This is a genomic window from Klebsiella sp. RHBSTW-00484, from assembly GCF_013705725.1.
In the GTDB taxonomy this organism is placed as follows: domain Bacteria; phylum Pseudomonadota; class Gammaproteobacteria; order Enterobacterales; family Enterobacteriaceae; genus Klebsiella.
In genome coordinates, this window is sequence record NZ_CP055481.1 from 2113724 (window position 1) to 2132114 (window position 18391).

Below are 18391 nucleotides of genomic sequence, written 5' to 3' on the forward strand. Positions count from 1 at the left end.
GCGATCTCATCGCTTACGCTCACTTCTAACAATGTACAAAACACTCCTGTGATCTTCGAATGGATTGATTGAATGGGCTAATTTGTTATTGTTTTCAATATCTTAATTTTATATTTCAACCCGATGGAACTCTGATCTCTCTTCCTTCCTTAGTACTGATTCGTACTCTTAAAAATCAGATCGAATTCACAATTGTGAATTTAAAATCATAATTATGGAAAAACAACGTGATGAGGGAGGATGTTCATGATAGCTTGTTTTCATGATTATGAAAAAATAATTATATTTTTTAATAATGGTGATGTTCATGGGGTTTAAGGATTTTCAAATCTGATCGAGGAGGATGTGTGAATAAACTATTTTTAAGCCAGGTCTATATTTTCGTTGCCTCTAGCCTGGGCTATCTAATCGGCGGCGGTTTTATGAGCGGCCAGGAAACCATTCAGTTTTTTGTCCCATTCGGCCATCACGCTGTTGGCGTCGGGATTGTGTTCAGTCTGGTGATTATTTTTGTCAATATAGGATTCATTTACGCAGGTAAATATGGCGGTTGTAGTAAAGGAACTGAGGTATTTACATTCTTCTGTGGGCCGATTATTGGTAAAGTGATCGAATGGTTTTCGCTGCTATTCTGTTTTACCATGTTTATTGCAGAGATCGCCGCCGGTGGCTCAATATTATTTGAGCAATATGGTTTACCTCTAATCATCGGTGCAATTATTACTGCGGTTATCACCGCCGGGACTGTTACTATCGGTTTAAATTCTATCCTTAAATCTCTGGGTATAATTATGCCGTTCTTAACTGCCTTTGTGGTTATTGTGAGTATCGCAACACTGGTTATGAACGGGAGCAACATTGATGTAAATGCGGTTCGTATCGAGGCGAATGAATTTGAACTATTAAAGGTCGCACCAAACTGGTTCCTTTCTGGTATATCTTTAGTTGGTTTAATGGTGCTGTTTCTGGCCGCATTCTCTGCAGATTTAGCCACGAAGTTTGATTTTAAACCATTGGTGATTGGTCAAAGTATTGGGTTGATTATCTATGCACTGCTTGATGTGGTTGCTTCTTACGCCATCACCTCTAATATTGAACAAGTAGCAAATAAACAAATTATCAATTTCTTCCTTGCGAAAGAAATTTGGGCCCCGCTTGGTATTGCATTTGGCGCATTAATATTTTTTGCTATCTATACCATTTCAACGCCATTGCTTCATATTATTGCGATTAAATTCTCTGAGGAAGGCACGAAGAAACATAAAGCTATCGTTTGGGGTGTTTCTCTCATTGCACTACTTGGTGCCATTGCAATGCCATTTGATGTCATTATCAATGCAGTTTATATCATGAGTGGATATGTTGGTTCGCTGATTGTTGTCCTGATGGTCGTAAAATTTATCCGTATCTATTTAGCAAAAAACCGTAATAATGAGGCTGTATGATGGTTCATAGTATTTTCAATGATGTGTTGGGGCCGATTATGTGCGGCCCTTCCAGCTCACATTCAGCGGGTTGTGCAAGGATAGGTTTAGAATCTCGTTTATTGTTTGGACGAGAGATAAATAAAGCAAATATTATTTTTGATGAAAGCGGTTCTTATCCTGAAACTTATATTGGGCAAGGTTCAAACTTCGGATTTACCGGCGGATTGCTTGGTTTTAAAACAGACAATGCGCAAGTCAAAGATGCGGTAGAAATTGCTAAAAGTATGGGCAAGAACATATGGTTCTCTAAGCAAAAACTCTCATCACGACATCCGAATGAGGCATTGATTAATGTCTATAATGAAAATGATGAAATCGAACTTTCCGTTTTAACATTTTCAACCGGCGGCGGGATGTTTGAGATTGTAGAGTTAAATGGTTTTCCTGTTTTTATCGATGGTACTCAGGAACAGATTTTTATTTGTTGTTCCCTGGCTAATGCCACCCATTTGGTTGACGTACTTAATAAATTAGATGTTTCAATAAAGAAATCGATGAAAAATGACAGCGTGTTGTATGCGGTGTCGGGTTTCGATAGGGAAACAAAAGAAAAAATACTGGCGTTTGATAAGCAACCTGATGTGCTATGGGTGAAATATGCCCCTGCAATTATGCCGGTTGAAATGAAAAAAAAGCCGACGGTACTTTTTTCTAATGCTGAAGGGGCATTATCCTATGCGAAAGCAACAGGGAAATCGATGTGGGAGATTGCCCTGGACTATGAGGTTTCGATTGGTAAAACAACCGAAGAAGAGATATGGCAGCTGGCGGAACATACCTATGATGTGATGAAACAGTCAACGATTGCGCCAGATCCGGCCTCAACGCCTGTGTATGGTTTTTTACCCTACAAAGCTCAGGAAATGAAACAGGCTATTAAAAGCACGAATTCAATACCATCAGGGGTATTAAATGATACTGCTTTGGCTGCGATTTCAGTCATGGAAAATAGCTGTGCGCATAATATCGTCGTGGCCGCGCCAACGGCAGGGTCCAGTGGCGTCATTCCTGCTAGTATCATCATTATTGGTGAAAGCCTGAATTTACCAAGAGAAGATATCATCAAAGGGTTACTGGTCAGTGGCTTAATTGGATCGTTTATTTCAAACAACGCTTCTTTTGGTGCCGAAGTTGCTGCTTGCCAGGCTGAGAATGGGTCAGCAAGCGCAATGGCGGCTGGCGGTATTGTTCAACTATTAGGCGGTAACATCGAACAAGCTTTTCAGGCTGCATCGATGGCGATGCAAAATATGCTCGGCCTTATTTGCGATCCGGTAGGAGGCTTGACTGAAATTCCTTGCATAAGTCGTAACGTCAGCTCGGTCAGTAATGCAGCACTATCTGCGAATATGGTGATGTGGGGATTTAACCCAATAATTCCACTGGATGAAACTATTCATTCAATGTATGACATCGGACAGAAAATGCCAGCAACACTGCGTTGCACCTGTCAGGGGGGACTATGCATCACCAAAACGGGGCAACGCATTACGCAAGATTTATTGATAAAACGTGAAAAGTTATAACACTGACTTTCTACATTAATAGACTGACCCAAAATCAACTCCTGAAAGTGTATCAGGGGTTGATTTTGAGACTTTAGGTTGGTCTTCACTCTTTCCTTTTCGCCTCGCGGCGCTTGAGCCACCAGTGCGCCGCAACCACCAGAACGACCACCAGAACCAGCCAGATAAAGTGTTTCAGATGCGCATCCAGATGATGCAACCACGGGCCAATCGCTTCACCGCCGAGATATCCGAGGGTGGTAAAAATTAACGCCCAGATAATCGCGCCGAGAATATTCAGCGGCAGAAACAGCTTTGGCGGCAGACGGCTGGCGCCAATCAGTAGCGGCCCGATGACCCGAAAGCCGTACATAAAACGGGTGCCAATCACAAACAGATAAGGGCGTCGTTGGATCATGCGCTGTGCTTTCTGAATCCGCTTTTTCTGGCTCGAAAATCGCCGCAGAATGCGCCCGCCAAAGCGTCTGCCAAGTAAGTAAAGCAGTTGGTCGCCGATCATTCCTCCGAGGGCGACCGAAATAACCACCAGCCAGAACTTCAATAATCCCTGATGTGCCGCCACGCCGCCGAGCAGAGTGATGGTTTCGCCTTCCGCCATGCTGCCAATGACCAGCGCCGCGTAGCCGTACTGGGAAATCAGGTTATTGATATCCATATAAAGATAAACTCCTTAACACGTCAGTCCCTTAGAGCCTATCTCATTAGGGCTATTTTGCTTGCCATTTTGAACCTGGGCAGTGCTCAGAATCCTCACGTACTACGTGTACGCTCCGGTTCTTCCGCGCTGGCCGTGTTCAAACTGTCTGTGCCAATAACGCCTACTGGGATAGGCTCTTAATCATACACCCTGATGATAAAAGTGCGGGGAAGAGCATTTTTATCGTTGTACACAAAATAATCTACAAGGTGAATTATACTTGGATCAGTGCTGTACCACGCCGTGACAAGGGGGACGCTATGAACCATGTCTGGGGACTCTTCTCTCATCCTAATCAAGAGATGAGCGTTATCAAAAGCGAAAACGAGACCATTTCGCATCACTATACGCACCACGTGCTGGTCATGGCGGCGGTTCCGGTTATCTGCGCCTTTATCGGCACGACGCAGCTGGGCTGGAACTTCGGCGATGGCACAGTGGTAAAACTGTCACTGATGACCGGGCTGGCGCTGGCGGTGCTGTTTTATGCCGTTATGCTCGCCGGGGTGGCGGTGATGGGGCGGGTTATCTGGTGGATGGCAAGAAGCTATCCGCAGCGACCTTCGCTGAAACGCTGTATGGTGTTTGCCGGTTATGTCGCCACGCCGATCTTCCTGAGCGGGATTGTGGCGCTCTATCCGCTGGTATGGCTGTGCGCGCTCGTGGGGACCGTCGCGCTGCTGTATACCGGTTATCTGCTGTACCTCGGCATTCCAACCTTCTTGAGTATCAATAAAGAAGAGGGGCTGAGCTTCGCCAGCTCCACTCTGGCGATTGGGGTGCTGGTGCTGGAAGTGCTGCTCGCCATCACCGTGATTCTCTGGGGTTACGGATATCGACTCTTCTGATTAACTCATTGTCGACATAAATAGGTTTTTATGTCGGCAATGCAGCATTTGTTCACGATTCTTATTAGCCAGCCAGCGTTCTGCCGGGGTATGATGATTTTTGCCAGCGGCGTTACCACCCCAGCGTCGCGGCGTACGTTCATAACGTGCAAAAATACTTTTCAGAATGCTCACGATGACCAAATTTCGAGTTTCTTTGCTCAGCCTGACTTTGCTGCTGGCTGTGCCTTTTGCGCCCCAGGCGATAGCTAAAACCCCTGCGGCGGTTACCGCTTCACAGCCGGATATCGCTTCCGGTAGCGCAATGATCGTCGATCTTGCCAGTAAAAAAATCATTTATGCCAGCCAGCCGGATCTGGTTCGCCCGATGGCGTCAATCACCAAGGTGATGACCGCGATGGTGGTGCTGGATGCCCATCTGCCGCTCGATGAGATGCTGAGCGTCGATATCAGCCATACGCCTGAAATGAAGGGTATTTATTCACGCGTGCGCCTGAACAGCGAAATCAGCCGCCGCAATATGCTGCTGCTGGCGCTGATGTCGTCAGAAAACCGCGCTGCCGCCAGCCTGGCGCACCATTATCCGGGTGGCTACGATGCGTTTATTCGTGCGATGAATGCCAAAGCGCAGGCGCTGGGGATGACCCGTACCCGTTACGTTGAGCCAACTGGCCTGTCGATTCATAACGTCTCCACCGCACGCGATCTGAGCAAGCTGCTGATCGCCAGCGAACAGTATCCGCTGATTGGTCAACTGAGCACCACCAAAGAGGATATGGCGACCTTCGCTCATCCTGCCTACACGCTGCCGTTCCGTAATACCAACCATCTGGTGTACCGCGATAACTGGAATATTCAGCTGACCAAAACCGGTTTTACCAACGCGGCGGGCCACTGCCTGATTATGCGTACGGTGATCAAAGGGCGTCCGGTGGCGCTGGTGGTCATGGATGCGTTCGGAAAATATACCCACTTTGCCGATGCCAGTCGTTTGCGGACGTGGATTGAAACCGGGAAGGTGATGCCGGTTCCGGCTTCCGCGCTCAGCTATAAGAAGCAGCGTGAAGCGCAAATGGCCGACGCGATGCTGAAAGGCGGCGCGCAGACTGCGCAGAACGATTAACCTGCGGCGTGCAGATCGCTGGAAACTTGTAGCCCGGCTAAGCGCAGCGCGAGCCGGGGGATTTTCCCGGAGGCGGCGCTAGCGCGCCTGTCCGGGCTACCTCTTACCCGCGACACCGAGGAGTTACTCCGGCAGCGTCCAGTCGCCATCGCCGAGAGGGCGCTGCATAATCAACGTATCCCGCCAGTCGCCCATCTTGTAGCCGACGCTGCGCAGCTGACCCGCTACGCTAAAACCGAACTTCTTATGAATAGCGATAGACCCGGCGTTGCTGTGTCCGTCGCCAATAATCGCCAGCATTTGTCGCCACGAACCCTGTTCACACTTCTCAATCAGGCGAGAGAGCAGGGCGCTACCGATGCCGCGTCCGCCCATGCCAGCTTCGACGTAAATCGACTCTTCAAGCGTGTAGCGATAGGCCGGGCGGGGGCGATAAAAGGTGGCGTAGCAGTAGCCGACAATGGTTCCGCGCCACAGAGCAACCAGCCAGGGCAGCCCGTTATCACGCACGTTTTTGATGCGTTTGCGCATCTCATCGACGGTTGGGGGGATCTCTTCAAAGGATGCGCGTCCGTTCAGTACGTGCCAGACGTACAGAGCGGCGATGGCGTGGGCATCATCGGGCAGCGCTTCGCGGATCTCTAAGTCAGCGTCATGTAACTTATCCACTGCGGACATGTTGGGTTCCTTTAGCGGGGTTGCCGGAGAGGGGATTTCTCCGGCGTGCAGCGTAATACAGAAGCCCCGCGGCTGAACAGTCCCTCTTGCGGATTATTGCGGTTCGGTCGTGCTCGCGGCGTTATCCGGCGTTTCGCCCCAGTATTTTTGCTTACTGGTTTTACCGATCCCCGGATTCATACTGTTGGTGGGATCGTTTTCGCGATAGAAGCGTTTTAAGCTTTCCGGCGCTTCATAAAGATGACCGACGTTATGCTCGGCCGGATACTGAGCGCCGCGCTCTTTGAGCAGAACCAGCATTTTCTCTTTCAGCTCGTGGGCATCGACGCCTTTTTTCACGATGTAATCCTGATGGAAAACGTGGCACATAAAGTGACCGTAATAAAGCTTATAAACCAGCTGACCGTCGATCTCGGCGGGAAGATGCTCGAACCATTCAGTATCGTTACGCCGCAAGGCGATATCCAGCGCCAGAATATCTTCCACTTCATCGGCATGAACCGCCTGATAGCGGATTGCCGCGCCCGCTGCGGCGAAGCGGTGCAGGAAAGCCTTGCTGCCTTCTTCCGCGGTACAGGCAAAGAAATCGCCCTCGGCGTTTTTGAAATATTCGCCAAGCCAGGTCTGAGCCTCTTCGATACCATCGCCTGCCATCTTCAGCAGCAGATGGTGTTCGTATTTATCGCGCCAGGTTTTCATCCGCTCCGGCAGGTGTGCCGGGAAAACGTGTCCCAGCTTTTGCATAAAGCGGTCGGTGAAGTGCGGCTTAAACAGCGAAACTTTCTCCAGCATCGCATCGGTACGGCCCTTCATGGTGAAGAAGAACGGCATTTTATCGGTGCCGAGCTTGTCGATCATCAGGAAGGTATCTTTGCCGTACTGCTCGGCGATATCGTAAATATCGCGGTGCATATACTCGCCCGCTACCGGCAGGTTATTAAACTCCGCCAGAATATGGCGGCGAATTTCGGTCAGCACGTCCGGCTGATTAGTGCCGATATAAAACACCTGCTGGCGTTTCTCTGCCGGGAAGGTGTCCAGGCGTACGGCGAATACCGCCAGCTTTCCGGCGCAGCCTGAAGATTCAAACAGGCGATCCGGGTCGGCGTTGTAGCGCGCCGGGGTATCGGCATTCACGTCGCGTACGCGGGTGACGTAATCATGATCGTGAGCATGACGGCCGTCGTGGCGCACGTTCTCATCTTTAACCCGTTCGTCATCAAGGCAACTGAGGATCTGCTCCGGCGTGGTGCCCAGATCGATACCCAGATGGTTGACCAGGCTGAGCTTGCCGTTTTCATCGATCTGGGCAAACAGCGACATCTCGGTATAGGCCGGGCCGCGCTGCACCAGCGATCCGCCGGAGTTGTTACAGATCCCGCCAACCACCGACGCGCCGATGCATGACGAGCCAATCACTGAATGCGGCTCGCGACCAAACGGCTTCAGCGCTTTTTCCAGCGAATACAGGGTCGTGCCGGGGTAAGCCAGCACCTGCTCGCCTTTATCCAGCAGATGCAGTTTATCCAGACGCAGAGTGCTGATAATAACGATTTCGCGGTCATAATCATTGCCGCTGGGGGTTGAGCCTTCGGTCAGCCCGGTATTGGCGGCCTGCATCAAAATGATTTTGTCGGCGGTGACGCAAGCGCTCAGCACGCGCCACAGTTCGAGCAGCGTGCCGGGGAAGACCACCGCCAGCGCCTCGCCCTGGCCGGAGCGGAACCCCTTGCGATAGCGCTGCGTTTTAGCCGGGTCGGTCAGCAGATGCGAAGAACCAACCAGGCGGGTGAGTTCTGCCAGAAAGGCGTTGTTATTTGTTGTTGCAGATGACATGTTCCACTCCTTGTGGTGGTACAAAATTATCAAAAATAAGAATAGCCCTTTGTATGACAATTTGATGCATCAATGTTTCGAAAAATCAGAGAATAACGCGCGCTTTCTCCAGGCGTCTCGTTTATGTTTATGGCAAACTTCGGTTTTTGCTATCTTTTCGCCGATATATCCGACTGGAACAATGAGGGATAAAAATGAAATGGCTCTGTACTGTAGGCGTCGCTGTGAGTCTGGCGCTGCAACCCGCGCTGGCGGATGAATTGTTCGGCAATCATCCCTTAACGCCGCAGGCGCGGGATGCGTTTGTGACGGATCTGCTGACTAAAATGACGGTGGATGAAAAAATCGGTCAGCTGCGCTTGATTAGCGTCGGACCGGATAACCCGAAAGAAGCTATCCGTGACATGATTAAAGAGAGTCAGGTGGGGGCGATATTTAACACCGTCACCCGCCATGATATTCGCACCATGCAGGATCAGGTGATGGAACTCAGCCGCCTGAAAATCCCGCTGTTCTTCGCCTATGACGTGCTGCACGGTCAGCGCACCGTCTTCCCGATTAGCCTTGGCCTGGCCTCCTCTTTTAACCTCGATGCAGTCAACACCGTCGGGCGAGTTTCCGCTTATGAAGCCGCTGACGATGGCCTGAATATGACCTGGGCGCCGATGGTCGATGTCTCCCGCGACCCGCGCTGGGGCCGTGCTTCAGAAGGCTTCGGGGAAGATACCTACCTGACCACCGTGATGGGCCGGGCGATGGTTGAGTCGATGCAGGGGAAAAGCCCGGCGGACAGGTATTCAGTGATGACCAGCGTCAAGCACTTTGCCGCCTACGGCGCGGTTGAGGGCGGCAAAGAGTACAACACTGTCGATATGAGCCCGCAGCGCCTGTTTAATGACTATATGCCGCCGTACAAAGCGGGGCTGGATGCGGGAAGCGGGGCGGTAATGGTGGCGCTGAACTCGCTCAATGGCACCCCGGCGACCTCCGATGCCTGGCTGTTGAAGGACGTGCTGCGCGACCAGTGGGGCTTTAAGGGCATCACCGTGTCTGACCATGGGGCCATCAAGGAGCTTATCAAACACGGCGTGGCGTCCGACCCGGAAGACGCGGTGCGCGTGGCGCTGAAGTCCGGCATCAACATGAGCATGAGCGACGAATACTACAGCAAGTACCTGCCAGAGCTGGTGAAATCAGGCAAGGTAACAATGGCGGAGCTGGATGACGCCACCCGCCACGTGTTGAACGTTAAATATGATATGGGCCTGTTTAACGACCCGTACAGCCATCTGGGGCCGAAAGAGTCTGATCCAGAGGACACCAATGCTGAAAGCCGTCTGCATCGCAAAGAAGCCCGTGAAGTGGCGCGCGAAAGCCTGGTGCTGCTGAAAAACCGTCTCGACACGCTGCCGCTGAAAAAATCGGGCACTATCGCGGTGATTGGCACTCTGGCCGACAGCAAACGCGACATGATGGGCAGCTGGTCTGCGGCGGGCGTTGCCGACCAGTCGGTAACCGTGCTGACCGGCATCCAGAACGCGCTGGGCGATAAAGGCAAGGTTATCTATGCCAAAGGCGCTAACGTCACCAACGATAAAGGCATCGTCGACTTCCTCAATCTGTATGAGAAAGCGGTGCAGGTCGACTCGCGTTCGCCTCAGGAGATGATTGATGAAGCGGTAGCAGTGGCGAAGCAGTCCGACGTAGTGGTTGCCGTGGTGGGTGAAGCGCAGGGCATGGCCCATGAAGCCTCCAGCCGCACCGACATCACGCTGCCGCAGAGCCAACGTGACCTGATTAGCGCGCTGAAAGCCACTGGCAAACCGCTGGTACTGGTGCTGATGAATGGTCGTCCGCTGGCGCTGGTGAAAGAGGATCAGCAGGCTGATGCCCTGCTGGAAACCTGGTTTGCCGGTACCGAAGGCGGAAATGCGATCGCCGATGTGCTGTTCGGCGACTATAACCCGTCGGGCAAGCTGCCGATGTCCTTTCCGCGCTCGGTCGGACAGATCCCAACCTACTACAGCCATCTCAACACCGGTCGTCCTTATAATGCCGATAAGCCGAACAAGTACACCTCGCGCTATTTTGACGAGGCTAACGGCCCGCTCTATCCGTTTGGCTACGGCCTGAGCTATACCACATTTAGCGTTTCCGACGTGAAAATGTCAGCACCGACCATGCAACGTGACGGCAGCGTGACCGCCAGCGTGCAGGTGACCAACACCGGCAAGCGCGAAGGGGCTACGGTAATTCAGCTTTATCTGCAGGATGTCACTGCTTCCATGAGTCGTCCGGTGAAAATGCTGCGCGGCTTTAAGAAGGTGACGCTCAAGCCGGGTGAGACGCAAACCGTCAGCTTCCCGATTGAGCTTGATGCGCTGAAGTTCTGGAATCAGCAGATGAAGTACGATGCCGAACCGGGCAAATTCAACGTCTTTATTGGTGTCGATTCCGCCCGCGTTAAGCAGAGCGAATTTGAGCTGCTGTAACTGCGATTTGTAGCCCGGGTAAGGCGCTAGCCGCAACCCGGGAACATGCTTTCCGTTATCCTAAAGGCCGATTAATCGGCCTTTTCTTTTTTCCTCGACGCCCCAAATGAACTAAGCTTTTCTCTTAAGCTCCTGTAAATGGAGCGCAAATTAATGAGGGATGCGGGATGATAAAGGCAAGCAAATGGTCAGGTGCGCTGGCGCTGACGGCCCTGATAAGCCTGCCGTTGCAGGCGGCAGAGCCGGTGAAGGTTGGCTCGAAAATCGACACCGAAGGGGCGCTGCTCGGCAATATTATTTTGCAGGTGCTGGAAAACCACGGGGTAAAGACCGTCAACAAAGTCCAGCTCGGCACCACGCCGGTGGTGCGCGGGGCAATCACTGCCGGTGAGCTGGATATCTATCCGGAATATACCGGCAACGGCGCATTCTTCTTCAAACAAGAGAACGACCCAGCGTGGAAAAATGCGCAACAGGGCTATGAGAAAGTCAAAAAGCTGGATGCGGAAAAGAACAAACTCATCTGGTTGACCCCGGCTCCGGCCAACAACACCTGGACTATCGCCGTGCGCCAGGACCTGGCGGAGAAAAATCACCTCACCTCATTAAGCGACCTTGCCAGCTACCTGCAAAAGGGCGGCGAGTTTAAGCTGGCCGCCTCGGCAGAATTTATCGAACGCCCGGACGCGCTGCCGGCGTTTGAAAAAGCCTACGACTTTAACCTCAAGCAAAACCAACTGCTGTCGCTGGCGGGTGGCGATACGGCGGTCACCATCAAGGCGGCGGCACAGCAAACTTCCGGTGTAAATGCGGCGATGGCCTACGGTACCGATGGCCCGGTTGCCGCGCTGGGGCTGCAAACTCTGAGCGACCCGAAGGGCGTGCAGCCGATTTATGCTCCAGCTCCCGTCGTGCGTGAAGCGGTGTTAAAGGAATATCCGCAGATAGCCGAATGGTTACAGCCGGTATTCGCCAGCCTTGATGAAAAAACGCTACAGCAGCTGAATGCAAGTATTGCGGTGGAGGGCCTGGATGCGAAGAAAGTCGCTGCCGACTATCTGCAACAAAAAGGGCTGCTGAAGTAGAACTCGCGTGACGATTCGTTGTTATAACCGCGTTGCGTTGCTGCTGTCGTTTTTACTGCTGCTGCTGGTGATGGCGCTGCCGTTTATCAATTATGCCCCTAACCGGCTATTATCCGGCGAGGGGCGCTGGCTATGGCAGGTCTGGCCGTCACTGGCGGGTGTGCAAGTGGCGGCGGCGCTGTTGATTTCTTTCCTGTGCTGGCGCCCTGGACGTCTCCCTCTACTGTTTATCTTTCTGCTGGCGGATCTGCTGCTGCCGCTTTTGCTATGGGGCGCAGGTCAGGCGGCGGTTGAACTGGCGCGTAGCGGTTCACCGTTAGCCCGAACTTCACCCGGAAGCGGTCTGTGGCTGGCGCTGGCGCTCTGTCTGCTGATCGCTAGTGACGCCGTTCGCCGCCTGACGCCGCGCACGCTTTGGCGCTGGCTGCTGAATGCGCAAATCTGGCTGCTGCCCGGACTGCTGCTGTGGCTGGGCGCACTGGACGGCCTGTCGCTACTTAAAGAGTACTTCAACCGCCAGGATGTTTTTGACGATGCGCTGTATCAGCATCTCACGCTGCTGTTTGGCACCCTGCTGCCAGGGCTGCTGATTGGGTTGCCCATTGGCATTTGGGTCTGGCGGCATCCCCGCTGGCAATCCCCGGTTTTTGCCGTTCTCAACGTGATTCAAACCGTTCCCTCGGTGGCGCTGTTCGGCCTGCTGATCGCGCCGCTTGCCGGATTAGCCAGCCAGTTCCCGTGGATGGCGCAGCTTGGTGTTTCAGGCACCGGCATGACGCCTGCTTTGATTGCGCTGGTGCTGTATGCGCTCTTGCCGCTGGTGCGCGGAGTAGTGACCGGATTGCAACAGGTGCCGCGCGAAGCGCTGGAAAGCGCCGTGGCGATGGGGATGAACAGCGGTCAGCGTTTCCGCCTGGTGCAGTTGCCGCTGGCGTTGCCCGTATTATTGCGCAGCCTGCGGGTGGTGAGTGTGCAAACCGTCGGCATGGCGGTGGTGGCGGCGTTAATTGGCGCGGGCGGCTTTGGCGCGCTGGTCTTCCAGGGATTGCTGAGCAGCGCGCTGGACCTGGTACTGTTGGGGGTGATCCCGACCATCGCGCTGGCGGTGGTGGTGGATGCGCTATTCGCGCTGTGGGGCGCATTACTGAAAGGAGAGGCCCGTGATTGAGTTCGACGGCGTCAACAAAGCCTTTGCCGGACAGCCTGCGGTTAAAAACCTTAATCTGCATCTGCGTGAAGGGGCATTTTCGGTGCTGATTGGCACCTCCGGCTCGGGTAAATCGACCACGCTCAAGATGATCAATCGGCTGGTGGAGCATGATAGCGGCACGATCCGTTTCGCCGGGCAGGATATTCGCCAGCAGCCGGTTCTGGCGCTGCGCCGCAGGATGGGCTACGCCATCCAGTCTATTGGTTTGTTTCCTCACTGGACGGTGGCGCAGAACATCGCCACCGTTCCGCAGTTGCAAAAGTGGTCTCGGCAGAAAACACAGGCGCGGGTTGATGAGCTGATGGCGCTGCTGGGGCTGGAGCCTGGTCTGCGCGAGCGCTATCCACACCAGCTTTCCGGCGGTCAGCAGCAGCGCGTCGGCGTGGCGCGCGCCCTGGCGGCCAATCCGGAAGTTTTACTGATGGATGAACCTTTTGGTGCGCTCGACCCGGTGACGCGCGAAGCGCTACAGCAGGAGATGATCCGCATTCACCGCCTGCTGGGGCGAACGATTGTGCTGGTGACCCACGATATCGACGAAGCCCTGCGGTTGGCGGATCATCTGGTGCTGATGGACGGCGGCGAAGTAGTGCAGCAGGGCGAACCGTTGCAGATGCTGCTCGAGCCGAAAAATGCCTTTGTGCAGACCTTCTTTGGCCGCAGCGAACTGGGCGTGCGCCTGTTGTCGCTGCGCGGCGTCGGTGATTATCTGCGCCGGGATGAGCGCCTGGCGGGCGATGCGCTAAATGTTGCGATGACCCTGCGCGAGGCGCTGTCGCAGTTTGTTGCCCATCGCCGCGAAGTGCTGCCGGTGGTTGATGAGCAGGGGCAGGCTTGCGGGACGCTGCATTTTGCCGACCTGCTGCGCGAGGAGGCTCGGCGTGAAAGTTCTGCGTGATCCGCTGCTGTGGCTAACGGGAATGTTTATCGCGCTGTTGCTGGTGCTGCCCTACAGCGCGCCGCTGTTCAGCACGCTGTTTCCCGAGCTGCCGCGTCCGGTCTATCAGCAGGAGAGTTTTGTTTCACTGACCCTGGCGCACTTTTGGCTGGTGGCGCTCTCCAGCCTGGCAGCGACGGTTATTGGCGTCGGGGCCGGGATTGCGGTGACGCGTCCGGCGGGCCAGGAGTTTCGCCCGCTGGTGGAGACGATTGCTGCGATGGGGCAAACATTTCCGCCGGTGGCGGTGCTGGCGATTGCGGTGCCGGTGATGGGATTTGGCTGGCAGCCCGCGCTGATTGCGCTGGCGCTATACGGCATATTGCCGGTTTTGCAGGGGACGCTGGCCGGGCTTGGGGCGGTGCCATCTGGGGTAGTAACGATCGCCCAGGGGATGGGGATGAGCGGCTGGCAGAGGTTGATAAAAGTGGAGCTGCCGCTGGCGGCGCCGGTGATGTTGGCCGGTATCCGCACGTCGACCATCGTCAATATTGGTACGGCAACCATCGCCTCAACGGTGGGAGCGAACACGCTCGGCACGCCGATTGTTATCGGTCTGAGCGGGTTTAATACCGCTTATGTCATTCAGGGGGCGCTGCTGGTGGCGCTGGCGGCGATTATCGTCGACCGCTGTTTTGAACGGCTGAACCGACGAATCAGCCGACACCGCCGCGAACAATAAACGAGTAACCGGCCAGCATCACGCCGCCGATCCCACTGATCGCCATAAATAAGAATAGGGTAATAACCGCAATTTTCGCTGGCTTCATAATAGGCTCCTGATGTTAACGCGGAGATTATACGGTGAAGCGCAGGTGTTAATGAAACATTAATTGCTTTTTAGCTACGACAATAACCCGGCTCGCGCTGCGCTTAGCCAGGCTACAATTTCGTGCGGCCTGGATTGGGTAGCCCGGACAAGGCGCGTCGAGCGCCGCCTCCGGGATTTCCGCTGCTCTCAATCCTCTGCGATTATCCCTCCCGGTGGCGCTGCTGTATGACCGGGCTACGGGTCCGTGCTCAATCGGAAGCGCGCTACTGCATGCGGTCTGGGTTTAGTAGCCCGGACAAGGCGCGTCAAGCGCCGCCTCCGGGAAAATATGCGCCTATGATGCTGCAGAGTTATTGAGCCAGATAACCTGGCCCTGCTGCTCCCAAAGACGCATTTGCTCTTGCTGAGCGCTGGCGGGAACATTACCACACCAGACCATCAACGTGCTGTCGGGGAAAAGCTCCGGGCGAATCTGGGTCAACGAATGAGCGAGGATATCAACCTGCCAGCCCTGCTCGCAGGCTATCCAGCCTTCCAGCCAAAGCCGGGTAAGATCGTTAATATTCCAGCCAATCACCAGCGCATGGCTACCCGGCTGTTTGGCAGCAGATGACAGGCTTCGGGCGACATGATTGATAAGAATGCCGTCAAGAATACCTCGTAGCGCCAGCAGCGTTGGTTGCGGGCTCAACAGGCGCTGGCGTAGGGGATTAATCAGGTGCTTGATCAGGATGTGTGCAGATTCGCTGCGGCTGCGCTCTTTAAGCCACAGGCGCAAACGGTGATAGCTACCATTTTGTAGAAACCCTAGCAGGATCTCCTGCTGCTCGCGCCAACCATCGGCGATCTCCTGCTCGTTATCCATCAACAGCGTTTTGACTTTCCCCACCTGCACGCCAGAATCAATCCAGCGCTTAATCTCACGAATGCGGTCTATCTCGAACTCATTAAATAATCGGTGCCCGCCGTCGGTACGCTGGGGTTTGAGTAATCCGTAGCGCCGTTGCCAGGCGCGTAAAGTCACGGGATTGATGTCACAAAGCTGCGCGACCTCACCAATTGTATAAAGCGCCATTCTCTCCTCCCGCCGTGTTCTCCTCTATTAACTGTAGAAGCAGTTTGCTGAAGGGGAAAATATTGCTCTTTTTTTATACAGGCTCTGCCGAGCGTAACGGCAAGAAGTGTGATCTCGCCCGTGAATTATCATTTTCTTGTATTGCTTCAAAGAAAGTTATAAGCAGGCAGTGTATGTTACGCGCTTTCAAGTGAAGTGTGGTCTGCGGGTATGTACGAGTTTGATCTGGTGTTGCTGCTGCTTCAGCAGATGTGCGTGTTTCTGGTCATTGCCTGGTTGATGAGCAAAACGCGACTGTTCATCCCCTTAATGCAGGTCACCGTCCGCCTGCCGCACAAACTGTTGTGCTACGTTACCTTCTCCATTTTCTGCATTCTGGGCACCTATTTCGGCCTGCATATCGAAGACTCGATCGCCAATACGCGCGCCATCGGTGCGGTGATGGGCGGCCTGCTCGGAGGCCCGGTTGTCGGCGGGCTGGTCGGGCTGACCGGTGGGCTGCATCGCTACTCGATGGGCGGCATGACGGCATTAAGCTGTATGGTGTCCACCATTGTTGAAGGGCTACTTGGCGGCCTGGTACACAGCATTCTGGTGAAACGCGGGCGGCCGGATAAAGTCTTCAGCCCGCTGACCGCTGGTGCTATCACCTTCGTTGCCGAAATGGTGCAGATGCTGATTATCCTGCTGATCGCCCGTCCGTTTCAGGATGCCCTGCATCTGGTGCAGAGCATTGCCGCGCCGATGATGGTCACCAATACCGTCGGCGCGGCGCTGTTTATGCGCATTTTGCTGGATAAGCGGGCGATGTTTGAGAAATACACCTCGGCGTTCTCGGCTACGGCGCTGAAGGTTGCCGCCTCAACGGAAGGGATACTGCGCCAGGGGTTTAACGAAGAGAACAGCATGAAGGTGGCGCAGGTGCTTATTCAGGAGCTGGATATCGGCGCGGTGGCCATCACCGATCGCGACAAGCTGCTGGCGTTTACCGGGATCGGCGACGATCACCATCTGCCCGGCAAACCGATCTCTTCCCTGTATACCCAGAAGGCGATTGATACCGGCGAAGTGGTCTATGCCGATGGCAATGAAGTGCCTTATCGCTGCTCGATTCATCCCAACTGTAAGCTGGGATCCACACTGGTTATTCCACTGCGCGGTGAGAATCAGCGGATCATCGGCACCATTAAGCTGTATGAAGCGAAAAACCGGCTGTTTAGCTCTATCAACCGCACGCTGGGGGAGGGGATTGCGCAGCTGCTGTCAGCGCAGATTCTGGCCGGTCAGTATGAGCGGCAAAAGGCGCTGCTGACCCAATCGGAGATTAAGCTGCTGCACGCTCAGGTGAACCCGCACTTCCTGTTTAACGCGCTGAATACGCTAAAGGCGGTGATTCGCCGCGACAGCGACCAGGCCGGACAACTGGTGCAATATCTGTCGACCTTTTTTCGCAAAAACCTGAAACGGCCAGCGGAAATCGTCACCCTGGCGGATGAAATCGAACATGTGAACGCCTATTTGCAGATTGAGAAAGCCCGCTTTCAGGCCAATTTACAGATTCAAATGCTGGTGCCCGAGGCGCTGGCGCAGCATCATCTTCCGGCTTTTACCCTGCAACCGATAGTCGAAAATGCGATTAAACACGGCACTTCGCAGCACCTTGGCGTCGGCGAAATCACCATTCGCGCGAGCCAATATGAGCGCTGGCTGCAGCTGGATATTGAAGATAACGCCGGGCTTTACCAGGATAAACCCAGCGCCAGCGGGCTGGGAATGAACCTGGTTGACCGACGACTGCGGGCGCGCTTCGGTTCCGATTGCGGAATAACCGTCACCTGCGAACCGGAGTGTTTTACCCGCGTTACGCTGCGACTGCCTCTGGAGGGGAACGCATGTTAAAAGTTTTAATTGTCGACGACGAGCCGCTGGCGCGTGAAAATCTGCGTATCTTGCTGGAGACCCAGCCTGATATTGAGATCGTCGGCGAGTGCGGGAATGCCGTAGAGGCAATTGGCGCGGTACATAAACTGCGCCCGGACGTGCTGTTTTTGGATATTCAGATGCCGCGGATCAGCGGCCTCGAAATGGTCGGCATGCTCGACCCGGAACATCGGCCTTATATCGTCTTCCTTACTGCTTTTGATGAGTACGCGGTGAAAGCGTTCGAAGAGCATGCGTTTGATTATTTGCTCAAGCCGATTGAGTCCACGAGGCTTGAGAAAACGCTGGCCCGCCTGCGCCATGAGCGCAGCCTGCAGGATATGACCGTCCTCGACGATACCCAGCAGGCGCTAAAATATATCCCCTGCACCGGCCACAGCCGGATCTGGTTATTACAAATGGAAGACGTGGCGTTTGTCAGCAGCCGAATGAGCGGTATTTACGTCACCGATAGCGAAGGTAAAGAGGGATTTACCGAGTTGACTCTGCGCACGCTGGAGAACCGAACGCCGCTGCTGCGCTGTCATCGTCAGTATCTGGTCAATATGGCCCACCTTAAGGAGATCCGCCTGGAGGAGAACGGGCAGGCGGAACTGCTGATGCGCGCCGGGCAAACGGTGCCGGTCAGCCGCCGCTATCTGAAAAGCCTGAAAGAGGCGATTGGGCTGTAATACACTAATTAAA

The 18391-nt window shown here is 54.0% G+C and carries 16 protein-coding genes; 11 read left to right on the forward strand and 5 right to left on the reverse strand.

What is annotated here, in order from left to right; all coding sequences use genetic code 11:
- Positions 1–347: 347 nt before the first annotated feature.
- Positions 348–1445, forward strand: coding sequence for a YkvI family membrane protein (locus tag HV213_RS10115; protein ID WP_181485595.1), 1098 nt, complete (start codon positions 348–350; stop codon positions 1443–1445).
- A complete protein-coding gene (sdaAA, locus tag HV213_RS10120) occupies positions 1442–3013 on the forward strand; it encodes an L-serine ammonia-lyase, iron-sulfur-dependent, subunit alpha (protein ID WP_181485596.1) in 1572 nt (523 codons plus the stop codon). Before HV213_RS10115 ends, sdaAA begins: the two co-directional genes overlap by 4 nt.
- A gap of 85 nt (positions 3014–3098) precedes the next feature.
- On the opposite strand, the gene HV213_RS10125 is transcribed toward sdaAA, so the two are convergent.
- Positions 3099–3668, reverse strand: a complete 570-nt coding sequence (locus tag HV213_RS10125) for a DedA family protein (RefSeq protein WP_181485597.1) — start codon at positions 3666–3668, stop codon at positions 3099–3101.
- A gap of 302 nt (positions 3669–3970) precedes the next feature.
- Here HV213_RS10125 and HV213_RS10130 point away from each other — a divergent pair, with 302 nt between their 5' ends.
- Together HV213_RS10130 and pbpG are read left to right on the forward strand one after the other, a co-directional pair.
- Positions 3971–4558, forward strand: a complete 588-nt coding sequence (locus HV213_RS10130) for a Yip1 family protein (protein WP_110272418.1) — start codon at positions 3971–3973, stop codon at positions 4556–4558.
- A gap of 175 nt (positions 4559–4733) precedes the next feature.
- On the forward strand, positions 4734–5681 hold the full coding sequence (pbpG, locus tag HV213_RS10135; protein ID WP_181485598.1) for a D-alanyl-D-alanine endopeptidase: 948 nt from the start codon (positions 4734–4736) through the stop codon (positions 5679–5681).
- Positions 5682–5804: 123 nt separating this feature from the next.
- On the opposite strand, the gene HV213_RS10140 is transcribed toward pbpG, so the two are convergent.
- Both HV213_RS10140 and dld read right to left on the reverse strand, forming a co-directional pair.
- Positions 5805–6359: a GNAT family N-acetyltransferase gene (locus HV213_RS10140; RefSeq protein ID WP_181485599.1), complete on the reverse strand. Its 555-nt coding sequence runs from the start codon at positions 6357–6359 to the stop codon at positions 5805–5807.
- A 93-nt stretch (positions 6360–6452) separates the two neighbouring features.
- Positions 6453–8195: a D-lactate dehydrogenase gene (gene dld / locus HV213_RS10145; protein WP_181485600.1), complete on the reverse strand. Its 1743-nt coding sequence runs from the start codon at positions 8193–8195 to the stop codon at positions 6453–6455.
- Positions 8196–8389: 194 nt separating this feature from the next.
- Between dld and bglX the strand changes: the two genes are divergently transcribed.
- The 5 genes from bglX (at position 8390) to HV213_RS10170 (ending at position 14601) form a co-directional block, all read left to right on the forward strand.
- The gene (bglX, locus tag HV213_RS10150; protein WP_181485601.1) at positions 8390–10687 is read left to right on the forward strand and encodes a beta-glucosidase BglX; all 2298 of its coding nucleotides are present in this window, start codon (positions 8390–8392) and stop codon (positions 10685–10687) included.
- Positions 10688–10854: 167 nt separating this feature from the next.
- A complete protein-coding gene (gene osmF / locus HV213_RS10155; protein WP_181485602.1) occupies positions 10855–11772 on the forward strand; it encodes a glycine betaine ABC transporter substrate-binding protein OsmF in 918 nt (305 codons plus the stop codon).
- Positions 11773–11779: 7 nt separating this feature from the next.
- Positions 11780–12940: an ABC transporter permease gene (locus HV213_RS10160; RefSeq protein ID WP_181485603.1), complete on the forward strand. Its 1161-nt coding sequence runs from the start codon at positions 11780–11782 to the stop codon at positions 12938–12940.
- Positions 12933–13880 carry an ABC transporter ATP-binding protein gene (locus HV213_RS10165; RefSeq protein ID WP_181485604.1) on the forward strand — a complete coding sequence of 316 codons (948 nt, stop codon included), beginning with the start codon at positions 12933–12935 and terminating at the stop codon, positions 13878–13880. Before HV213_RS10160 ends, HV213_RS10165 begins: the two co-directional genes overlap by 8 nt.
- Positions 13864–14601, forward strand: a complete 738-nt coding sequence (locus HV213_RS10170) for an ABC transporter permease (protein ID WP_181485605.1) — start codon at positions 13864–13866, stop codon at positions 14599–14601. Before HV213_RS10165 ends, HV213_RS10170 begins: the two co-directional genes overlap by 17 nt.
- On the opposite strand, the gene HV213_RS10175 is transcribed toward HV213_RS10170, so the two are convergent.
- Positions 14576–14689, reverse strand: coding sequence for a protein YohO (locus HV213_RS10175; RefSeq protein WP_004103838.1), 114 nt, complete (start codon positions 14687–14689; stop codon positions 14576–14578). The two genes, HV213_RS10170 and HV213_RS10175, sit on opposite strands and share 26 nt — an antisense overlap.
- A 336-nt stretch (positions 14690–15025) precedes the next feature.
- Positions 15026–15766, reverse strand: a complete 741-nt coding sequence (locus tag HV213_RS10180; protein WP_181485606.1) for a MerR family transcriptional regulator — start codon at positions 15764–15766, stop codon at positions 15026–15028.
- 210 nt (positions 15767–15976) lie between these two features.
- On the opposite strand from HV213_RS10180, the gene HV213_RS10185 reads away from it, so the two are divergent.
- A complete protein-coding gene (locus HV213_RS10185; RefSeq protein ID WP_181485607.1) occupies positions 15977–17665 on the forward strand; it encodes a sensor histidine kinase in 1689 nt (562 codons plus the stop codon).
- A complete protein-coding gene (btsR, locus tag HV213_RS10190; RefSeq protein WP_112213122.1) occupies positions 17659–18378 on the forward strand; it encodes a two-component system response regulator BtsR in 720 nt (239 codons plus the stop codon). The genes HV213_RS10185 and btsR overlap by 7 nt, the downstream gene beginning before the upstream one ends.
- Positions 18379–18391: the final 13 nt, after the last annotated feature.